This is a genomic window from Streptomyces sp. NPDC006193 (assembly GCF_040613915.1).
GTDB lineage: Bacteria > Actinomycetota > Actinomycetes > Streptomycetales > Streptomycetaceae > Streptomyces.
In genome coordinates this window covers 139,056-155,980 of the sequence record NZ_JBEXTB010000001.1, presented here as the reverse complement: position 1 = coordinate 155,980, position 16,925 = coordinate 139,056, and the positions used below count along the sequence as shown (strand labels likewise).

14 protein-coding genes are annotated in these 16,925 nt (G+C 75.0%); 3 read left to right on the top strand and 11 right to left on the bottom strand.

The window, feature by feature from the left end:
• Positions 1 to 73: 73 nt before the first annotated feature.
• The 3 genes from ABZ261_RS00660 to ABZ261_RS00650 all read right to left on the bottom strand — a co-directional run bounded on the left by ABZ261_RS00660 (position 74) and on the right by ABZ261_RS00650 (position 4,916).
• Entirely contained in the window at positions 74 to 865 is a 792-nt protein-coding gene (locus ABZ261_RS00660; protein WP_356854376.1) for a serine protease, read from the bottom strand.
• Positions 866 to 1,103: 238 nt separating this feature from the next.
• Positions 1,104 to 3,923: an AAA family ATPase gene (locus tag ABZ261_RS00655; protein ID WP_356854375.1), complete on the bottom strand. Its 2,820-nt coding sequence runs from the start codon at positions 3,921 to 3,923 to the stop codon at positions 1,104 to 1,106.
• Positions 3,924 to 4,076: 153 nt separating this feature from the next.
• Positions 4,077 to 4,916 carry a helix-turn-helix transcriptional regulator gene (locus ABZ261_RS00650; RefSeq protein ID WP_356854374.1) on the bottom strand — a complete coding sequence of 280 codons (840 nt, stop codon included), beginning with the start codon at positions 4,914 to 4,916 and terminating at the stop codon, positions 4,077 to 4,079.
• A 112-nt stretch (positions 4,917 to 5,028) separates the two neighbouring features.
• Here ABZ261_RS00650 and ABZ261_RS00645 point away from each other — a divergent pair, with 112 nt between their 5' ends.
• Complete coding sequence (locus ABZ261_RS00645; protein WP_356854373.1) at positions 5,029 to 6,702, top strand: AMP-binding protein; 1,674 nt, start codon at positions 5,029 to 5,031, stop codon at positions 6,700 to 6,702.
• The gene (locus tag ABZ261_RS00640) at positions 6,699 to 8,291 is read left to right on the top strand and encodes an AMP-binding protein (RefSeq protein WP_356854372.1); all 1,593 of its coding nucleotides are present in this window, start codon (positions 6,699 to 6,701) and stop codon (positions 8,289 to 8,291) included. Before ABZ261_RS00645 ends, ABZ261_RS00640 begins: the two co-directional genes overlap by 4 nt.
• A gap of 87 nt (positions 8,292 to 8,378) precedes the next feature.
• On the opposite strand, the gene ABZ261_RS00635 is transcribed toward ABZ261_RS00640, so the two are convergent.
• The 5 genes from ABZ261_RS00635 to ABZ261_RS00615 form a co-directional block, all read right to left on the bottom strand.
• Positions 8,379 to 8,612: a hypothetical protein gene (locus tag ABZ261_RS00635; protein ID WP_356854371.1), complete on the bottom strand. Its 234-nt coding sequence runs from the start codon at positions 8,610 to 8,612 to the stop codon at positions 8,379 to 8,381.
• Between the two features lie 306 nt (positions 8,613 to 8,918).
• Complete coding sequence (locus ABZ261_RS00630) at positions 8,919 to 9,341, bottom strand: acyl-CoA thioesterase (RefSeq protein WP_356854370.1); 423 nt, start codon at positions 9,339 to 9,341, stop codon at positions 8,919 to 8,921.
• 52 nt (positions 9,342 to 9,393) lie between these two features.
• The gene (locus tag ABZ261_RS00625) at positions 9,394 to 10,014 is read right to left on the bottom strand and encodes a hypothetical protein (protein WP_356854369.1); all 621 of its coding nucleotides are present in this window, start codon (positions 10,012 to 10,014) and stop codon (positions 9,394 to 9,396) included.
• Positions 10,015 to 10,187: 173 nt separating this feature from the next.
• Positions 10,188 to 10,787 carry a histidine phosphatase family protein gene (locus ABZ261_RS00620; protein ID WP_356854368.1) on the bottom strand — a complete coding sequence of 200 codons (600 nt, stop codon included), beginning with the start codon at positions 10,785 to 10,787 and terminating at the stop codon, positions 10,188 to 10,190.
• A 108-nt stretch (positions 10,788 to 10,895) separates the two neighbouring features.
• Positions 10,896 to 12,104 (bottom strand): pyridoxal phosphate-dependent aminotransferase, encoded by a 1,209-nt coding sequence (locus ABZ261_RS00615; protein WP_356854367.1) that lies wholly within the window; start codon positions 12,102 to 12,104, stop codon positions 10,896 to 10,898.
• Between the two features lie 81 nt (positions 12,105 to 12,185).
• Between ABZ261_RS00615 and ABZ261_RS00610 the strand changes: the two genes are divergently transcribed.
• On the top strand, positions 12,186 to 12,812 hold the full coding sequence (locus tag ABZ261_RS00610; RefSeq protein WP_356854366.1) for a helix-turn-helix domain-containing protein: 627 nt from the start codon (positions 12,186 to 12,188) through the stop codon (positions 12,810 to 12,812).
• 413 nt (positions 12,813 to 13,225) lie between these two features.
• On the opposite strand, the gene ABZ261_RS00605 is transcribed toward ABZ261_RS00610, so the two are convergent.
• Genes ABZ261_RS00605 through ABZ261_RS00595 form a run of 3 tightly spaced genes read right to left on the bottom strand, consistent with a single transcriptional unit; the run spans position 13,226 to position 16,842 of the window.
• The gene (locus ABZ261_RS00605; RefSeq protein ID WP_356854365.1) at positions 13,226 to 14,026 is read right to left on the bottom strand and encodes a hypothetical protein; all 801 of its coding nucleotides are present in this window, start codon (positions 14,024 to 14,026) and stop codon (positions 13,226 to 13,228) included.
• On the bottom strand, positions 14,026 to 15,288 hold the full coding sequence (locus tag ABZ261_RS00600; RefSeq protein WP_356854364.1) for a VWA domain-containing protein: 1,263 nt from the start codon (positions 15,286 to 15,288) through the stop codon (positions 14,026 to 14,028). The genes ABZ261_RS00605 and ABZ261_RS00600 overlap by 1 nt, the downstream gene beginning before the upstream one ends.
• 9 nt (positions 15,289 to 15,297) lie before the next feature.
• Positions 15,298 to 16,842 carry an IucA/IucC family siderophore biosynthesis protein gene (locus tag ABZ261_RS00595; protein ID WP_356854581.1) on the bottom strand — a complete coding sequence of 515 codons (1,545 nt, stop codon included), beginning with the start codon at positions 16,840 to 16,842 and terminating at the stop codon, positions 15,298 to 15,300.
• Positions 16,843 to 16,925: the final 83 nt, after the last annotated feature.

Here is a 16,925-nt window from a genome sequence, read left to right as displayed (position 1 = left end):
GTTGCGGGCCGCTCGTGGTGGCTCGCAACGCCCCCCGGCAATCACCCGAGCAGTGCTCGGGAAGTCCTCCCGGTCACGAGCCGACCTGCGCGGCCACCAGGTTCGAGAAGGTGGTCAGCCGGGTGTAGACACCCGGGTACCCGGCCTCCGCGCACCCCTCGCCCCAGGAAGTGATCCCTGCCAGGACGCCCCCGATGAGCAGGGGACCGCCGCTGTCGCCCTGGCAGGTGTCCACGCCGCCGGACGTGTATCCGGCGCAGACCATGTCGGACTGGACGAAGTCCGAACCGTAGGAGGAACGGCAGCTGGAGTCGGACACGATCGGGACGGTCGCGGTCCGCAGCTGGTTGGAGGAGCTGCCGTTCTCCCGGGTGGTGCCCCAGCCGAGGATCCGGGCCGAGGTGCCGGCCGCGTACACCCCCGTCTGGGAGGAGGAGACGTACGGCGCCGCGGTGTACGGCATCGCCGTCGACAGGGTCAGCACGGCCACGTCGTCGCCGTCGGTGGCGTCCGTGTAGTCCGGGTCGATCCAGATCTTGCTGACCTTGCTCACCGTGCCGTCGGTGCCGTTCAGGTAGGTCCGGCCGCCGACCACGCGGACGCTGCCGGTGGTCTCGCCGACCATGCAGTGCGCGGCCGTCACGACCTTCTTCGCCGCCACGAGGGTGCCGCCGCAGAACTGGTCACCGGACGCGTCGGTGATCTGCATCATGAAGGGGTACGCCGTGGTGGTGGTGGTCGTCCCGCCGACGATGGGCTGGGGGGCGGCGCTCGCCGCGGGGGAGACGAGCAGCGCGGTCGCCGCCGCGGCGGCGGTGGCCACCAGGGTCGCGGCGGTCTTTCTGGCACGTGTGAGCCCGGACATGAGTCTCCTCGGTGGGGGTTGCACCGGTGGGGGGTCGCGCGGGTGTCGGGGGCGGGGCGGAGGTCCCTCCTGTCCGGGCACGGTCGGGTGCCCGGGGGAGGGACCGACCCCCGTGTGCCCGGGCGAGCGGCACGCCCTTCACGCTAGGACCCGGAACCCTCGGCTCCCAATGAGGGAACCCCCTAGGGGGTCGGGTGAGGGAAAACCCTCGGTCCGGTTCAGTTAACAAGAGCGGCGCTCAGGGTGCGCGGTGAGCCGCCGCCAATCGGACGATGTCCACACGCGATCGGATCCCCAGCTTGCGATAGACGCGTGTGAGGGTCGCCTCCACCGTCTTCACGCTGATGAACAGCCGGGCGGCGATCTCCCGGTTGGTCGCCCCCTCCATGACCAGCGCGGCGACCTGACGCTCCGTCGCCGCGAGCACGTCCAGGGCGTCCGGCCGGGACGGCGCCGCCGGCGCCGGCGGCGGCTCCGGGGCGGCCAGGGCTTCGTCCACCTGGCGCAGCCAGGGCAGCGCCCGGCAGCGCCGGAACATCCGGGCGGCCTCCTCGAAGGCCGCCGCTCCCGGCCGCCTGCCGAGCAGCCGGGCCCGCGCGAACGCGGCCCGCGCCTCCTCCAGTCCGTAGCCCAACTGGCCCAGCCGGTCCTGAGCGGACGTCAGCTGGGCCAGCGCCGCCTCCCGGTCGCCCCGGGCGGCGCGCACCAGGGCCTCGGACCGGTCCAGGACGGCGAGGACGCTCTGGCGGCCGAGCCGCAGCGCGTGCGCCCGGCTGACGTCGATGACGTCCTGCGCCTCGAGCGGTTCACCGATCCGGACCAGCGCCTCGGCCAGATCGCCCTGCCAGCGGCCGCGGGCCGGGTCGGTGATGCCGAGGCCCAGCTCCAGCCGGCGCACCCGGCGCAGCGAGCGCACGGTGCCCGCCGGGTCCCCGGCCACCAGCTGCGCGTGGCCGAGAGCGCCCAGGGCCCGGGAGAGGTACATCTGGTCGCCGTCCTCCTCGGCGTGCTCCACCGCCTCCCGGGCGAGGGCCAGCGCCCGGTCCACATCGCCGCCGGAGGCCTCCGCGAGCGAGGTGAGCATCGCCGAGGCGGTCTCCCCGATGCCGGAGTCCCGTGCGAGCCGCAGGCCCTCGCGGGCCAGGTCGAGAGCGCGCCCGCAGTGCCCGGCGCGCAGTTCGGTCTCGGCGAGACCGCGCAGGAAGTGCACCTCGCTCTCCACCGAGCCGCGCCGGCGCACCTCGCGCAGCAGCGCGGTCACCGTGGTCCGGGCCTCGGCCAGCCGGTCGCCCATGACCAGCCAGCGGAACCGGGCGCTGCCCGCGCCGTTGTGGTGGCAGGCCACCCGCGGGTCCTGGGGTTCCGTCAGGGCCCGCTTGATGGTGCGGGGCGCCTCCGGATGGCCCATCAGGGTCTCGGTCTGCGCCTGGAAGGCGAGGGAGAGCAGTTCGGTGCGCCGGTCGCCGCCGCGCGCGGCCAGCTCGGCGGCGTGCGCGGCGGCCTCCCGGGCCTCGGTGAAGTCGCCCTCCACGATCAGCGCGCGCCAGGCCAGCTGGTAGTGGACGAGGGCCAGCAGCCGCGGGTCGTCGCCGGCGTCGGCGAGGGCCTGCGGGAAGACGGCGTCCACCTCGGCCATGGTGTGGCCGGCGGTGTCGATGACGACGATCCAGGCCCGCACCCGGTCGGCGGGCACGGTCGCCCGGGTCAGCACCTCACGGGCGATGTCCCGGGCCAGGTCGACCTCGCCTGCGGTGATCGCGTCCTCCGCGGCCGTCAGCCGGCGCTCCTGCGGGCTCGGGACGCCGTCGGCCGGGGTGTGCCGGGCGGCGAGCAGCCCGAGCTGGGCGGCCACGGAGGGCGCTCCCCGGTCCCGGGCCAGGGCCGCGGCCTCGGCGAGCCGGGCGGCGACCTCGGGGTCGGCGCCGGTGGTGGCCAGGGCCAGGTGCCGGGCCCGTTCGATCGGGTCGGAGGCGGCGGTGGACAGCGCCGCGTGCACGGCCCGCCGCTCGTGGGCGGGGGCCTCCGCGTACAGCGCGGCGGAGATCAGCGGGTGCGCGAACCGTACGGCCGGGGCGTCGGGCTCGGTGGCCAGCAGCCCGAGTTCGGCGGCCTGGGCGCACTCCGCCTCGGCGTTCACCCGGCCGGCCACGTGCAGCAGCGCCGGGGTGGGCCGGGCGCCGGCGCTGGCCACCAGCAGGGTGCGGCGGGCCTCCACCGACAGCATGTCCAGGCGGCTGAGCACCAGGGCGCGCAGCGAGGTCGGCACCGGCAGCGGCTCGCCGGGCCGGGGCGGGGTGGGGCTCTCGGCGAGGGCGCGGCCCAGTTCCAGGGCGAACAGCGGGTTGCCGCCGCTGGTGCGGTGGATGTCGCGGACCGTGGAGCGGGGCAGGCCGCCGTGGCCGCGGTGCTCCAGCAGCCGGGCGACCTGGGGGCGGGAGAGCGGGCCGAGCCGGACCGCGAGGGTGTCCGGCGGGCAGGAGCGCAGGTGCCGGTCGTACTCCTGGCTGTGCTGTCCTTCCGTGCGCACCGCGCACAGCAGGTGCACGGCGGTGCCCTCCAGGCGCCGGGCGGCGAACCCCAGCAGTTCGGCGCTGGCCGGGTCGAGCCACTGCAGGTCGTCGGCGACCACCAGGACGGGCCCGCGGTCGGCCAGGGTGCGCAGCGTGGAGAGCACCGCCAGGCGCAGGGCGAGGCCGTCGCGCCGGAGGCTGGACTCGCCGCGGCCGGTGAGCGCCGACTCCAGGGCGGTGCGCTGGGCGGAGGGCAGCCGCGGGGCGACGTCGTCGAGGACCAGGCCGAACAGGTCGGCGAGGGCCAGGAAGGGCAGATGGGATTCGGACTCCGTCGCCGAACAGCGCAACACCCTGCGCCCGGTGGCGCCGTATTCCTCGGCCAATGCCCGCAGGACCGTCGATTTCCCTATTCCGGCGGGACCGTGGAGCAGCACACTGGCCCCCATGGCGAGTTGCTCACGGGCGCCGGCGAACAGCTCCTCGCGGCCGATGACCAGGTCGGGGCGGCACCTGGCAGGCTCCTGGAAGTCCCGTCGCACGGTCACCGCTCCCCTCGTGTGTCGTGTCCGGGCCAAATACTAGGCACGGATCCCTGAAATGCGGACGGAAGCCGTGGTGAGGAATACGACAGACGGCCGGGCGGCGGGAACGACAAAGCGCCGCCGTGTGAATGGCGGGTTTCCGCACCCGCCTTCGCGCTACGGCAGCAGCCCTGCCCTGCGGGCCGCGGTCACCGCCTCTCCTCGCGTGTGCGCGCCCAGCTTCCGCATCGCGGAGCGCAGATAGCCCTTGACCGTCTCCGGGCTCAGGCCGAGCCGCTCGGCCACCGCCGCGTTGGTGGCCCCGGCCGCCACCCAGGACAGCACGTCCAGCTCACGCGGCGCCAGGGTCGCGTCCCCGGCCCGCGCCGGCGCGGTCAGCAGCCCGCACGCGGCCAGCAGCTCCGCCCGCAGTTCCGGGTCGGCGATCCGGGGGGCCAGCGCCCGCAGCGCCGCGTGCGCCTCGCGCACCTGCTCCCACGCGGCGCCGCCGGTGTCCCGGGCGGCGCCGCCCGGCTCCGGCCGGGCCGCCGCCAGCAGCCCCCGCGCCTCGTCCCGCACCACCAGTGCCTGCTCCACGTCCCGCGCCGCGGCCACGGCCGCGCCCAGCGTGCGGTCGCCGAGCGGCTGGGCCGAGCGCAGCGCCCCGTACAGCACCCCGCGCACCCGGCGCCGCACCACCACCGGGACCGCGAGCACCGCGCGGATGCCCTCGGCCGCCACCGGGGCGTCGTACTCGTGGCTGATCTGGCGGGAGCTGGAGTAGTCCGTCACCGCGCACGGCCGGGCCAGCGCCACCGCCTTCCCGCCGAGTCCGCTGCCGGAGGTCACCGCGAGCGAACGCAGCGCGGCCGTGGCCGTGCCGCTCAGCTCGCTGATCCGGATCTGCGGGCGCCCGGGATCGACCAGCCCGCCGAAGGCGACCGGAAGCCCGGTCGCACGCCGCAGCCGGGCCAGCGCGCCGCCGATCTCCACTGCGCCCACCGCGTCCGCCGTCACCTGTCCGCCCTTTCGGCCGCCCACACCCCCGTTCGGGGGTAGTGAGACCCGCATCACGGATTAGACGATGCCAGAGAGCCGCCCGGCAATGGTCCGGTACCGAGGAGGACAGATGACGACGGCGACCGACGCCTTCAGGAGTGCGCGGGACTTCCTGCTGGAACACCGCGAGGACTACGCCACCGCCTACGAGGGCTTCCGCTGGCCCCGGCCCGCGCGTTTCAACTGGGCGCTGGACTGGTTCGACGTGATCGCCGCGGGCAACGACCGCACGGCCCTGCACATCGTCGAGGAGGACGGCACCCGGACCCGGCTGTCCTTCGCCGAGCTGGCCGAACGGTCCAACCGGGTGGCCCGCCGGCTGCGCGAGCGCGGGGTCGCGGCCGAGGACCGCATCCTCGTGATGCTCGGCAACCAGGCCGAACTGTGGGAGACGGCCCTGGCCGCGATGAAGCTGCGCGCGGTCGTCATCCCGGCCACCCCGCTGCTCGGCCCCGCCGACCTGCGCGACCGCGTCGACCGGGGCCGGGTGCGGCACGTGATCGTCCGGGCGGAGGACACCGCCAAGTTCGCCGAGGTGCCCGGCGCCTACACCCGGATCTCGGTCGGCGGCCTGCCGGAGGAGGGCTGGGAGCCGTACGAGGACGCGTACACGGCCCCCGCCGAGTTCCTCCCTGACGGCCCCACCCTGGCCGACGACCCGCTGATGCTGTACTTCACCTCGGGGACGACCGCCCGCCCCAAGCTGGTCGAGCACACCCACACCTCGTACCCGATCGGGCACCTGGCCACCATGTACTGGATCGGGCTCCTCCCCGGCGACGTCCACCTGAACATCTCCTCGCCCGGCTGGGCCAAGCACGCCTGGTCCAATCTGTTCGCCCCGTGGAACGCGGAGGCGACCGTTTTCGTCTTCAACTACACCCGCTTCGACGCGGCGCGGCTGATGACCGAGATGGACCGGGCCGGCGTCACCACCTTCTGCGCCCCGCCGACCGTGTGGCGCATGCTCATCCAGGCCGACCTCGGCCAGCTCCGCACCCCGCCCCGCGAGGCGGTCGCCGCCGGGGAACCGCTCAACCCGGAGGTCATCGAGCGGGTCCGGCGGGCCTGGGGCGTCACCGTCCGGGACGGCTTCGGGCAGACCGAGACCGCCGTGCAGGTCTCCAACAGCCCCGGCCAGCGGCTGAAGACCGGAGCGATGGGCCGCCCCAGCCCCGGTTTCCGGGTGGAGCTCCTCGACCCGGTCTCCGGCGCGCCCGGCGCCGCCGAGGGCGAGATCGCCCTCGACCTGTCCGAGCGGCCGGTCGGCCTCATGGCCGGCTACCACGGCGACCCCGACCGGACGGCCCAGGTCATGGCGGGCGGCTACTACCGCACCGGGGACATCGCCTCCAGGGACGAGGAGGGGTACCTCACCTACGTCGGGCGGAGCGACGACGTCTTCAAGGCCTCCGACTACAAGGTCAGCCCGTTCGAGCTGGAGAGCGCGCTGCTGGAGCACGAGGCGGTGGCCGAGGCGGCGGTCGTGCCCGCCCCGGACGAACTGCGGCTCGCCGTGCCGAAGGCGTACGTCGTGCTCGCCGAGGGCTGGAAGCCCGGACCCGAGGCGGCGAAGGCGATCTTCGAGCACTCCCGTGCGGTGCTCGCACCCTACAAGCGCATCCGGCGGCTGGAGTTCGGCGCGCTGCCCAAGACCGTGTCCGGCAAGATCCGCCGGATCGAGCTGCGCGAGGCCACCGCCCGGGGATCGCAGAACGAGTACCGCGAGGAGGACTTCCGGTGACACCGCACCTGTCGTACGCGCACGGGACGAGTCCGACCGCCCTGCTGGGCGACACCATCGGCGCCGACCTGGACCGGACCGTGGCGAAGTGGCCCGACCGCGAGGCGCTGGTCGACGTGCCGTCGGGGCGGCGCTGGACGTACGCCGAATTCGGCGCGGCCGTCGACGAACTGGCCCGGGCCCTGGTGGCCGCCGGCGTCGCCCAGGGGGACCGGGTGGGCATCTGGGCGGTCAACTGCCCCGAGTGGGTGCTGGTCCAGTACGCCACCGCCCGGATCGGCGCGATCATGGTCAACATCAACCCGGCCTACCGCACCCACGAGGTCGAGTACGTCCTGCGCCAGGCGGGCGTGCGCCTGCTCTTCTCGTCCCTCCGCCACAGGACGAGCGACTACCGGGCGATGGTCGAGCAGGTCCGGGACAGGTGCCCCGAGCTGCGCGAGGTCGTGTACATCGGCGACCCCAGCTGGCAGGCGCTGCTCGGGCGGGCGGTCCCCGACCTGCCCCGCACGGAGCTGTCCTGCGACGACCCCGTCAACATCCAGTACACCTCGGGCACCACCGGCTTCCCGAAGGGAGCCACCCTCTCCCACCACAACATCCTCAACAACGGCTACTTCGTGGGGGAGGCGATCGCCTACACGGAACAGGACCGCATCTGCATCCCCGTCCCCTTCTACCACTGCTTCGGCATGGTCATGGGCAACCTGGCGGCCACCTCGCACGGCGCCTGCATGGTCATCCCGGCTCCGTCCTTCGACCCGGAGGCCACCCTTGCGGCCGTGCAGCAGGAGCGCTGCACGTCCCTGTACGGCGTCCCGACCATGTTCATCGCCGAGCTGAACCTCCCCGGCTTCGCCTCCTACGACCTGTCCTCGCTGCGCACCGGCATCATGGCCGGCTCCCCCTGCCCGGTGGAGGTGATGAAACGGGTCGTCGCCGAGATGCACATGGAGCAGGTGTCCATCTGCTACGGCATGACGGAGACGTCCCCCGTGTCGCTGCAGACGCGGATCGAGGACGACCTGGAGCACCGCACCGGCACCGTCGGCCGCGTCCTGCCCCACCTGGAGGTCAAGATCGTCGACCCGGCCACCGGGGCGACCCGGCCCCGCGGCGAGGCGGGCGAGCTGTGCACCCGCGGCTACAGCGTGATGCTCGGCTACTGGAACGAACCGGAGAAGACCGCCGAGGCGATCGACGCGGCTCGCTGGATGCACACCGGGGACCTCGCGGTGATGCGCGAGGACGGGTACGTGGAGATCGTCGGCCGGATCAAGGACATGATCATCCGGGGTGGCGAGAACATCTACCCGCGGGAGATCGAGGAGTTCCTCTACTCCCACCCCAGGATCCGGGACGTCCAGGTCGTCGGCGTGCCGCACGAGCGGTACGGCGAGGAGGTGCTCGCCTGCGTCATCCCGGCCGACCCCGCCGACCCGCTCACGCTGGAGGAGCTGCGCTCCTTCTGCGCCGACCGGCTCGCGCACTACAAGATCCCGAGCCGCCTGCAGATCCTCGACGCCTTCCCGATGACGGTGTCGGGGAAGGTGCGGAAGGTGGAACTGCGGGAGCGGTACGGGCGGTGACCGCCCCTCGGCGCCGTGCCGGCGGCTCGGCCCGGCGTCCGGGCGCCGTCCGCCGAGCCGTGGCGGGGTGCGCGGGGCGGGCCGGGGCTACAGCCCGTGCCGGGACAGGCCCGGCCAGTCGTCCGGGCCGCCGCCCTGCCACTCGACCAGGTCGCTCTCCTCGACCTCGACCCGGTCGTGATCGGCCAGCCGCAGGATCTCCACGACGTCGTCCAGGTGCGAGGCGAGCCCCAGCACGGCCTCGCCCTCGGTGACGCGCCGGGAGCCGTCCAGGGCGGGCGGGTGGACCACGATGTGCGGGTGCGGCGTCGGATCGCCCATGCCTTCAGCGTGCTGCGGATCCTGGGTGCGCGCACCCCGGGCCGCCGGCGGCCGGCCGCGGGACCGGTGCCCCGCGCAGCGTCGGGCGCGTTTCGATGGCCGGTTCGGTTCACGACCGAGCCCTGCGACCTGGACGAGGCGCCCGGGCACGCCCCGGCGGCGCGGGAGGTCGTGCGGTCGGCCGGACCGGACGCCGCCGGCGCCGGCCCCTTCGGGAACACCGCCGGGGGCTGAGCGCGACGAGCCGAACGGCGTGGCCGCGGCGACGGCCTGCCCCGCAGGGCGGCACGCGCAGGGCCGGCGGGACTACAGGCCGAGCGGGCCGAGGTCCGCCGCCAGCTCCTTGAACACCTCCCGCGGATCGGCGAGCAGCTTGCGCTCCTTCAGGTCCAGCATCCCGCCCACCGCGGTGATCTCCGCCGCCAGGGTGCCGTCGGCCTTGCGGATCTCCTGCCGGATCCGGAACGTCTTGCCGGTGCCCCACTCGAACGCACAGGTGACGTCGGCCTCGTCGCCGGCGAGCAGCTCCCGCAGGTAGCGGATCGTGGTCTCCAGCGCCACCGGGCCCACGCCCGCGCCGACCAGCCGCGCCTGGCTCACCCCGGCCGCCTGCAACAGCGACCAGCGGGCGTGCTCCGCGTAGTTGAGGTACACGGCCTGGTTGAGATGCCCCTGCACATCGGTCTCGTAGCCCCGGACGGTCACCCGCACGGAAAACGGTTCGGTCACTGCCGGCCCTCCTCGCGACTCCCACTCCGACGCACCGATCCTGGCACGCCGGTCACACCCGCCGCGGCGAGGCCAGCAGATAGCGCACCCGCGTCCGCGGCTCGGTGTGCTCGCCCGTCTGCCAGCCGGCCCGCTCCAGCGTGCCCGCGCAGTCCGCCAGCGTCTCCGCGTCCGGCGCGTACACCGCGACCGCCTCCGGCTGCGGGGTCGCCCGCACCCGGTAGCCGTCCGCGTCCCCTCCCGCCGGTCGGTGCCCGGCCGCCTCCAGGGCGAGCGCGGCGGCCCGCACCAGATGCGTGCGCTCCCAGCCGCACGGCCGGTTTACGGCCCCGTCCGGATTCGTCATCCGGCGCAGCTCCAGCAGCCCCTGCCAGGCGCTGTGCACCTCGCGCCGCCGGTCCGGGCCGGACGCGGGCGGCGCCTCCTCGCCGCCGACGCGCGCCGCGAACACCCCGGTGTCCGCCGCGGGCCCGGCCGGCGCCTCGGGGGCCGTCTCCCGCACGCGGTGGCCGGCCGGGGTGAGGAAGTGGTCGTGCGGCGGCCGAGGATGCCGGAAGGCCAGCCCCCGCTTCACCAGCGCGGCCAGCTGCGCCTCCGTGCCGCGCAGCCGGCCGGTGACCGGATCGGCGGCCTCGATCACCCGCCGCTGTGCGGCGGTCGGCGGTCGGGTCACGGGCTGCTCCTTCCGGCGCCGGCCGGGCGTACGGGCCGCGACGGAAGGCGGCTCCCTTCGCAGGGTACGCACCGGGTCCGACAACGCCCGGCGCCGCGAGCCGACGGGCCGGCGCCGCACGCGGGCCGCCGGCGGCGGGCGGTGACCGAGCCGTCCCCCGTCGCCGCTTGCCGTCACCCCTGTGGGCGGATGTTCCATCCGGCCACCACCGGCCGCCCGTGCTCCGTGCCCAGGCGGCACAGCGTGCCCGTCGCGAGCTGGAAGAGCGCGCCCTGCTGCGGCGGGAGGCCCAGACGGCGGGCGGTGAGGACGCGGAGGAAGTGGCCGTGGGCGATCAGGACGACGGCCCCCCCGGTGTCGGCGACAGCGGCTTCGGCCTTGGCCAGCACCCGGTCGGCGCGCTCACCGACCTGCTCCGCGGTCTCGCCCGGGTGGTCCGGCGGGCCGGGCGCGACCCCGTCCGTGAACAGGAACCAGCCGGGCCGCTCGCGCTGGATCTCGGCGGTGGTCACGCCCTCGTACCCGCCGTAGTCCCACTCGCGCAGGTCGGCGTCGACCCGCGCGTCCGGGACGCCGATGAGCCGGGCCGTCTCCCGGGCCCGCTGCAGGGGGCTGACGAACGCCGCCCCGATCCGGTGCGAGCGGATCAACGGGACCAGCCGGCGCGCTTCGTCCCGCCCGCGCTCGGTGAGGGGTATGTCGGTCGAGCCGGTGTGCCGCCCGGACCGCGACCATTCGGTCTCACCGTGCCGGACGAGAAGGAGATCACCCATGACCGTACCGTGTCACGAAGCCGCGGCCGCGCGCAGCACCGCCCCCGCCGGGCGGACCGGTCGCGCCGCTGTGCCCGGGGGCGCCGTCGGGGAGGAGACGGGCGCGGGCTACTGGCGGTACCCGCCGAGGAAGCGCCCGATCCGGCCGATCGCGGCCTCCAGGTCGTCGGCGTGCGGCAGCGTGAGGATGCGGAAGTGGTCGGGGCGGGGCCAGTTGAAGCCGGTGCCCTGGACGACCTGGATCTTCTCGCGCAGCAGCAGGTCCAGGACGAACCGCTCGTCGTCGTGGATGCGGTGCACCTTGGGGTCGAGGCGCGGGAAGGCGTACAGCGCGCCCTTGGGTTTGACGCAGGACACGCCGGGGATCTCGTTCAGCCTCTCCCAGGCCACGGTCCGCTGCTCGTGCAGCCGGCCGCCGGGCACGGTGAGGTCGCGGATGGACTGGCGTCCGCCGAGGGCGGCCTGGATGGCGTACTGGGCGGGCGCGTTGGCGCACAGCCGCATGGAGGCCAGCATGGTCAGGCCCTCCAGGTAGTCCTTCGCGTGCTGCTTCGGTCCGGTGACCACCAGCCAGCCGGAGCGGAAGCCCGCCACCCGGTAGGTCTTGGACAGGCCGCAGAAGGTGAGGACGACCAGGTCGGGGGCGAGCGCGGCGGCCGAGTGGTGGACGGCGTCGTCGTACAGGATCTGGTCGTAGATCTCGTCGGCGAACACCATCAGGCCGTGCCGGCGGGCGAGGTCGAGGATGCCCTCGACGACCTCCTTCGGGTACACCGCGCCGGTCGGGTTGTTGGGGTTGATGAGGACCACGGCCTTGGTGCGGTCCGTGATCTTCGACGCCAGGTCGGCCAGGTCCGGGTTCCAGTCGGCCTGTTCGTCGCAGAGGTAGTGCACGGCCTTGCCGCCGGCCAGGGTGGTGACCGCCGTCCAGAGGGGGAAGTCCGGGGCGGGGACGAGGATCTCGTCACCGTCCTCGACCAGGGCCTGCACCGCCATGGAGACCAGCTCCGAGACGCCGTTGCCGAGGTAGACGTCGTCCACGCCGACGTCGAGGCCGAGGGCCTGGTAGCGCTGGGCCACCGCCCGGCGGGCGGAGAGGACGCCGCGGGAGTCCGTGTAGCCGTGCGCCTGCGGCAGCATCCGGATCATGTCCTGGAGGATCTCCTCGGGCGCCTCGAAGCCGAAGGCCGCGGGGTTGCCGGTGTTCAGGCGCAGCACGCTGTGCCCCGCCTCCTCCAGCGCGTTGGCGTGCTCGATCACCGGGCCGCGGATCTCGTAGCACACCTCGCTGAGCTTGTTCGACTGCCGGAACTCCATGCACCCCTCCGGGAACTCGTGATGCTTGGTTTTACCAAGTAGGAGCTTGGAAAGTCCAACAACGTGTCTAGACTGCGTGCCATGCCACCACGCCGAAGCTACGACCAGTACTGCTCCGCAGCCCGCGCGCTCGACCTCGTCGGCGACCGCTGGACCCTGCTGATCGTCCGGGAGCTGCTCGCCGGCCCCCGCCGCTACACGGACCTGCACGCGGACCTGCCCGGCGTGAGCACGGACGTCCTCGCCTCCCGGCTGAAGGACATGGAGCGGGACGGTCTCACCACCCGGCGGCGGCTGCCCCCGCCCGGCGCGGCGTACGTGTACGAACTGACCGCCCGCGGAAGAGAGTTGCTGCCCGTGCTGCAGGCGCTCGGGAAGTGGGGCGAAGGCGAGCTGGGGGAGCGGCGGCCCACCGACGCGGTCCGCGCGCACTGGTTCGCCCTGCCGCTGCTGCGCGCGCTGGAGGGCGAGGGGCTCGTCGAGGTGGGCCTGGAGGAGGGCGAGTTCCACCTCCGCGTCGGCTCCGAGGAGGGAGCGGCGTACGGCGACGGGCCCGCACCCGGCGAGGCCGGCGCGCGGCTGGTGATGGACGCGGCCACCTGCGAGGCCGTCGCCCGCGGGGAACTGGCCCTGCGGGAAGCGGTACGGGCCGGGCGGGTGACGGTCACCGGGGACGGCACACCGGCCAAGGCCCTGCGGGAAGCCTGAATTCCGCCGGGCGCCCGGCTCCGGCACGCGGGACTCAGGACGCGGCTGCCGGCGGAGGTGTCCGGGGGCGGGTCCGGCGCCGACAGCCCCGCGCCGCCGCCGACCCCGCGCCGGGACCCGCAGGCGGTGAGGGCGCGGTCGCCCAGGCGGGGAAGGCAGGGGGCCGCGGGCGGCGCATCGGCGGCAGTCCCGACGCGGCGTGCGGTGTGCGCGATCGGTTCGCCGGACGGCCGTATCGCGGCTTGCCGCCCGGTGGGGCGTGGGGAGGGCCCAGCGGGGCAGCCGGGTGCGGCCCTGTCGTCGCCCGTTGGTGGCGGTGCGGCCGCATCCTCGCCTCGGCCACGTGGAGGAGGGCGAGGGGGGAGGGCGAAGGGGCAGGCCCGCCCACCGGCGGGCCTGCCCCTTCGGCAGGTTCAGGCGTTCGGCGGCACCCGGGGCGGGCGTCCCGACCCGCGTGTCAGGGCGTAGCCGCCGATGCCGGCCAGCGCGGCGAGCACTCCGCCGATCCCCGTCCACACCCAGCGGTCGGACCACCAGCCGGAGGACCAGCCGTCGTCCCGGCCGAAGCTGGACAGCACCGCCGTCCTCGCGTCGTCCTCGTCGCCCTCGGGCGCCACGGCGATCCCGGGGACGAGCGGCTTGCCCAGCGAGCCGTCGGCCGCCGCCGCTCCGCCGACGTCCTCGGCGTCGACCCGCACGTCCGCGCCGACCGGCTGGCCGAGGTCGGAGGCGCCGAGGCCCACCACGGTCAGCCGGACGTAGTACGTGCCCGGCAGCGGGTCATTGGCCCACGGCTCGGCCCAGCCGCGCACCGTGCGCAGCACACAGGCCAGCTCGACCGACGCGGCGCCCTGCGAGACGGTGCGGGTCTGGGCGCCGTACTGGCAGGCCTGCCGGCGCCGCAGTCCGTCGTACACGTCGAGCTGCCAGGTCTGGGAGCCGTGCCTGCCGGGGAGCTTGACCGTCGCCCTGACGGTGGGGCGCTGCCCGGTGTCCGCCGGGAACGACCAGTACAGGTAGTCGCCGGTGGAGCCGGACGCGGTGGCCCGCTGCCCCTGTTCGATCTCCGTCGCCGTACGGAAGGAGGTGCCCGCCCGGGTGGGCGCGTCGCCGTCGCCGGAGGCGCCCGGGGACGGGGAGGAATCGGCGGCGGCCGGCCCCGCGGCCAGCCCCAGCGCCAGCAGTGCGGCGCCCAACGCTGAAGTGATGCGCATCAGTTCGTCCTCCAGACCGCGACCCGCCAGCGTGACAGCCAGCCCCACAGCAGACCGGCGAGGAAGCCGGCCAGCACCAGTGCGCCCAGCAGCCACCAGCCGCGTCCGAGCCCGAAGGAGGCCACGTCGTGGTGGCCCGACGGCCCGTCCACGACGTCGACGGTCAGCTCCAGCGGCAGGCCCGGCGTGGTCTTCACGCCCGCGGCTGCCGAGAAGGAGTTGGTGACCTGCAGGCACACCGTCTCCGCCGCGGCGGTCTCGTCCTCGCTCTCCCGCTTCGGGTAGCGCAGCCCGGTGGAGACGACGTCCGTGCGGCCGGTGCCGGCGGCCTCGCCGCGCACGATCTCCCGCCCGTGCACGGTCACCGCCCGCAGCAGCACGCCGTAGTCGGGGTGGACGGCCCGGTCGGCCGCCACGCTCACCGAGGCGCGCAGCTCCTGGCCCGGCTCGACGGCCACCTTGTACCAGCGCTGCTGCCCGAACTCCTCGCGGTCGGTGTAGAGACCGGACTTGAGCGTCGGCGCCTCGGCACACCGCTGGGCGCCCTCGGCCGCCACCGGCGTCACCACCGGATCGGCCGCCCGGTCGACCAGTTCGCCGACCCGGTCGGAGAGTTCCTCCTTGTGCCGCACGTCGGTGTAGGTGCCGCCGGTCGCGTCGGCGATGCAGCTGAGCTGGTCGCGGGTCTTGGCGTCCGGCACCAGGCCGAGGGTGTCGATGGTCAGCCCGATGCCCTTGGCGGCTATCTCGCGGGCCACCTCGCACGGGTCCAGCGGCTGGCAGGTGTCCTCGCCGTCGCTGATCAGGACGATGCGGCGGGTGCCGGAACCGCCGTCCAGGTCGTGCGCCGCCTTCAGCAGCGCGGGCCCGATCGGTGTCCAGCCGGTCGGCGCCAGTGTGGCCACGGCCGCCTTGGCCTCGGTCCGGTCCAGCGGGCCGACCGGGTAGAGCTGCTCGGTGTCCTTGCAGCCCGTCCTGCGGTCGTCGCCGCGGTAGTTGGCGCCGAGCGTGCGGATGCCGAGCCGGACCTCCTCGGGGGTGGCGTCGAGCACCTCGTTGAACGCCTGCTTCGCCGCGGCCATCCGGGTGCCGCCGTCGATGTCGCGGGCGCGCATGGAACCGCTGACGTCCAGCACCAGTTCGACCTTCGGAGCGGTCTGGTCCGTCTCGTCGGCGGCCGCTGCGGCGGGGAACGCGAGCCCGGCCGCCAGAGCGGCGAGCAGAGCACAGACCCCCGCCGCCGACCGTTGTCTTCTGATCATCGCCGGATCCTATTGACCGGACCGGCCGGGCTCCAAAACGAGCGGGTTCGGCAGCGCGGTCCACTGGTCGCCCGGGACGCCGGGGGACAGGCGCATCAGCGTCAGCGCCTTCGCGGGCACCGGACCGCGGCGCAGGGCCGCCAGGTCGGGGGTGTCCGGCAGGTCCGGCAGGGCGGCGGCCAGCGCCGCCCCGAGCGCCGGCCCGGAACCCGCCGTGCCGGCCAGCGCGCCCGCCACCAGGGAGCCGAACAGCTTGCGGCGCAGCACCTGCGGATCGTCGCTGATCAGCCGGCCGGTGAGGGCGGGCGGGGCGATGCCGTGCCGGGCCAGGCGGGCGGGGCTGATCCGGATGTCGGCCAGATCCCGGTAGACCAGGCGCCGTGGGCTGCCGTCGGCGGCCAGCACCACCAGCAGGTTCTGCCCGTGCGCCTCCAGGGCCACCCCGAGGTCGAGCAGGCGCAGGCCCACCGTGAGCGCCAGGCGGGTGAACGCGGCCGACCAGGCGGGGGAGTCGGGCAGGGGGGTCGTGGCGAGCGCCGCCACCGGCACCACCCGCTCGTCCGGGCCCGCGTACACCATGGGCGACTCCCGCAGCAGCGCGGCGAGTTCCGGGCGGCCGGCCGTGACCGCGCCCAGGGTGCGGGTGACGTGCAGCAGGCCGTCCGTGCGCGCCGCGAGCACCTCGCCGAGCGCCGACAGCGCCCCGGCCGCCTCCACCGAGTACGGGGAGATGTCCCGCACCGACGACGTCAGCCGGGCGCTGAGGGCGGTCTTCACATGCGGTCCGCCGTCGGGCAGGGCCAGGGTGCGCAGGGACATCAGCGGACGGGCCGGACGCCAGACGTCGTACGGCCGCCCGAGCACGTGCGCGGCCTGCCAGGGGTGCACCGGCACGGACAGCCGGCCGGCGGACCGCAGTTCCGCCGGCCAGTCGCCGGTGACCAGGCACTCGCCCGCCGGCACCGGCACCGTCCCCAGCTCCACCACCGGCCCGTGCTCCGGTGCGTACGCCAGCTGGTCCGCCACCGAGAAACCGGGCCGGGAACGGCAGCTGGGGTGGAACGGGTGCCCGTCGACCACCCTCTGCTCCCACTGCCAGTCCTCCTCCCGGCCCTCGGCCGCCGGGAGGCCCGCCGGCCACTCCCGCGGGTGCCGGGCGCCGGCCCGGGACAACGCCAACGAGGCGACGCTGTCCGCCAGTTCCGCCGCGAAGGCGGACCCGTGCGGCACCCCGAGCGCCGCCGTCAGACGCGCCGGATCCCCGTACCGCTCCCCGCCGAGGCGGACGGCGGTGACGTACGCGTCCGTGGCGTACGGGTCCGCGTGCGGCCCGTACAGGGTGCGGCCGTCGGCCAGGCGCAGGGCCAGGCCGTCCGCGCCGTGCACCCGGCCGGACAGCCACGGCAGCGGTTCGTGCGCCAGCGCCCGCCACAGGCGGGTCAGCACGGCGGCGCGGGCGCCCGGCAGCTCCGCCGCGTACCGGGGCAGCAGACCGGGCCGTACGGCGGCCAGCTCCGCGGCGACCTCCGTCTCGGCGGTGAGGGGACGGCGCACGGTCGGTTCCTCGGGTGGGCGGGGCACGGCACGATTGTCGGGGACGACGCCATACTGATCGTCACCGGCACCCCCGACGGCGC

Coding starts and splice junctions, on each gene's coding strand:
- ABZ261_RS00660 (WP_356854376.1), bottom strand. CDS start 865: ATGTCCGGGCTCACACGTGCCAGAAAGACCGCCGCGACCCTGGTGGCC.
- ABZ261_RS00645 (WP_356854373.1), top strand. CDS start 5,029: ATGACGACGGCGACCGACGCCTTCAGGAGTGCGCGGGACTTCCTGCTG.
- ABZ261_RS00635 (WP_356854371.1), bottom strand. CDS start 8,612: ATGGGCGATCCGACGCCGCACCCGCACATCGTGGTCCACCCGCCCGCC.
- ABZ261_RS00620 (WP_356854368.1), bottom strand. CDS start 10,787: ATGGGTGATCTCCTTCTCGTCCGGCACGGTGAGACCGAATGGTCGCGG.
- ABZ261_RS00615 (WP_356854367.1), bottom strand. CDS start 12,104: ATGGAGTTCCGGCAGTCGAACAAGCTCAGCGAGGTGTGCTACGAGATC.
- ABZ261_RS00610 (WP_356854366.1), top strand. CDS start 12,186: ATGCCACCACGCCGAAGCTACGACCAGTACTGCTCCGCAGCCCGCGCG.
- ABZ261_RS00605 (WP_356854365.1), bottom strand. CDS start 14,026: ATGCGCATCACTTCAGCGTTGGGCGCCGCACTGCTGGCGCTGGGGCTG.
- ABZ261_RS00600 (WP_356854364.1), bottom strand. CDS start 15,288: ATGATCAGAAGACAACGGTCGGCGGCGGGGGTCTGTGCTCTGCTCGCC.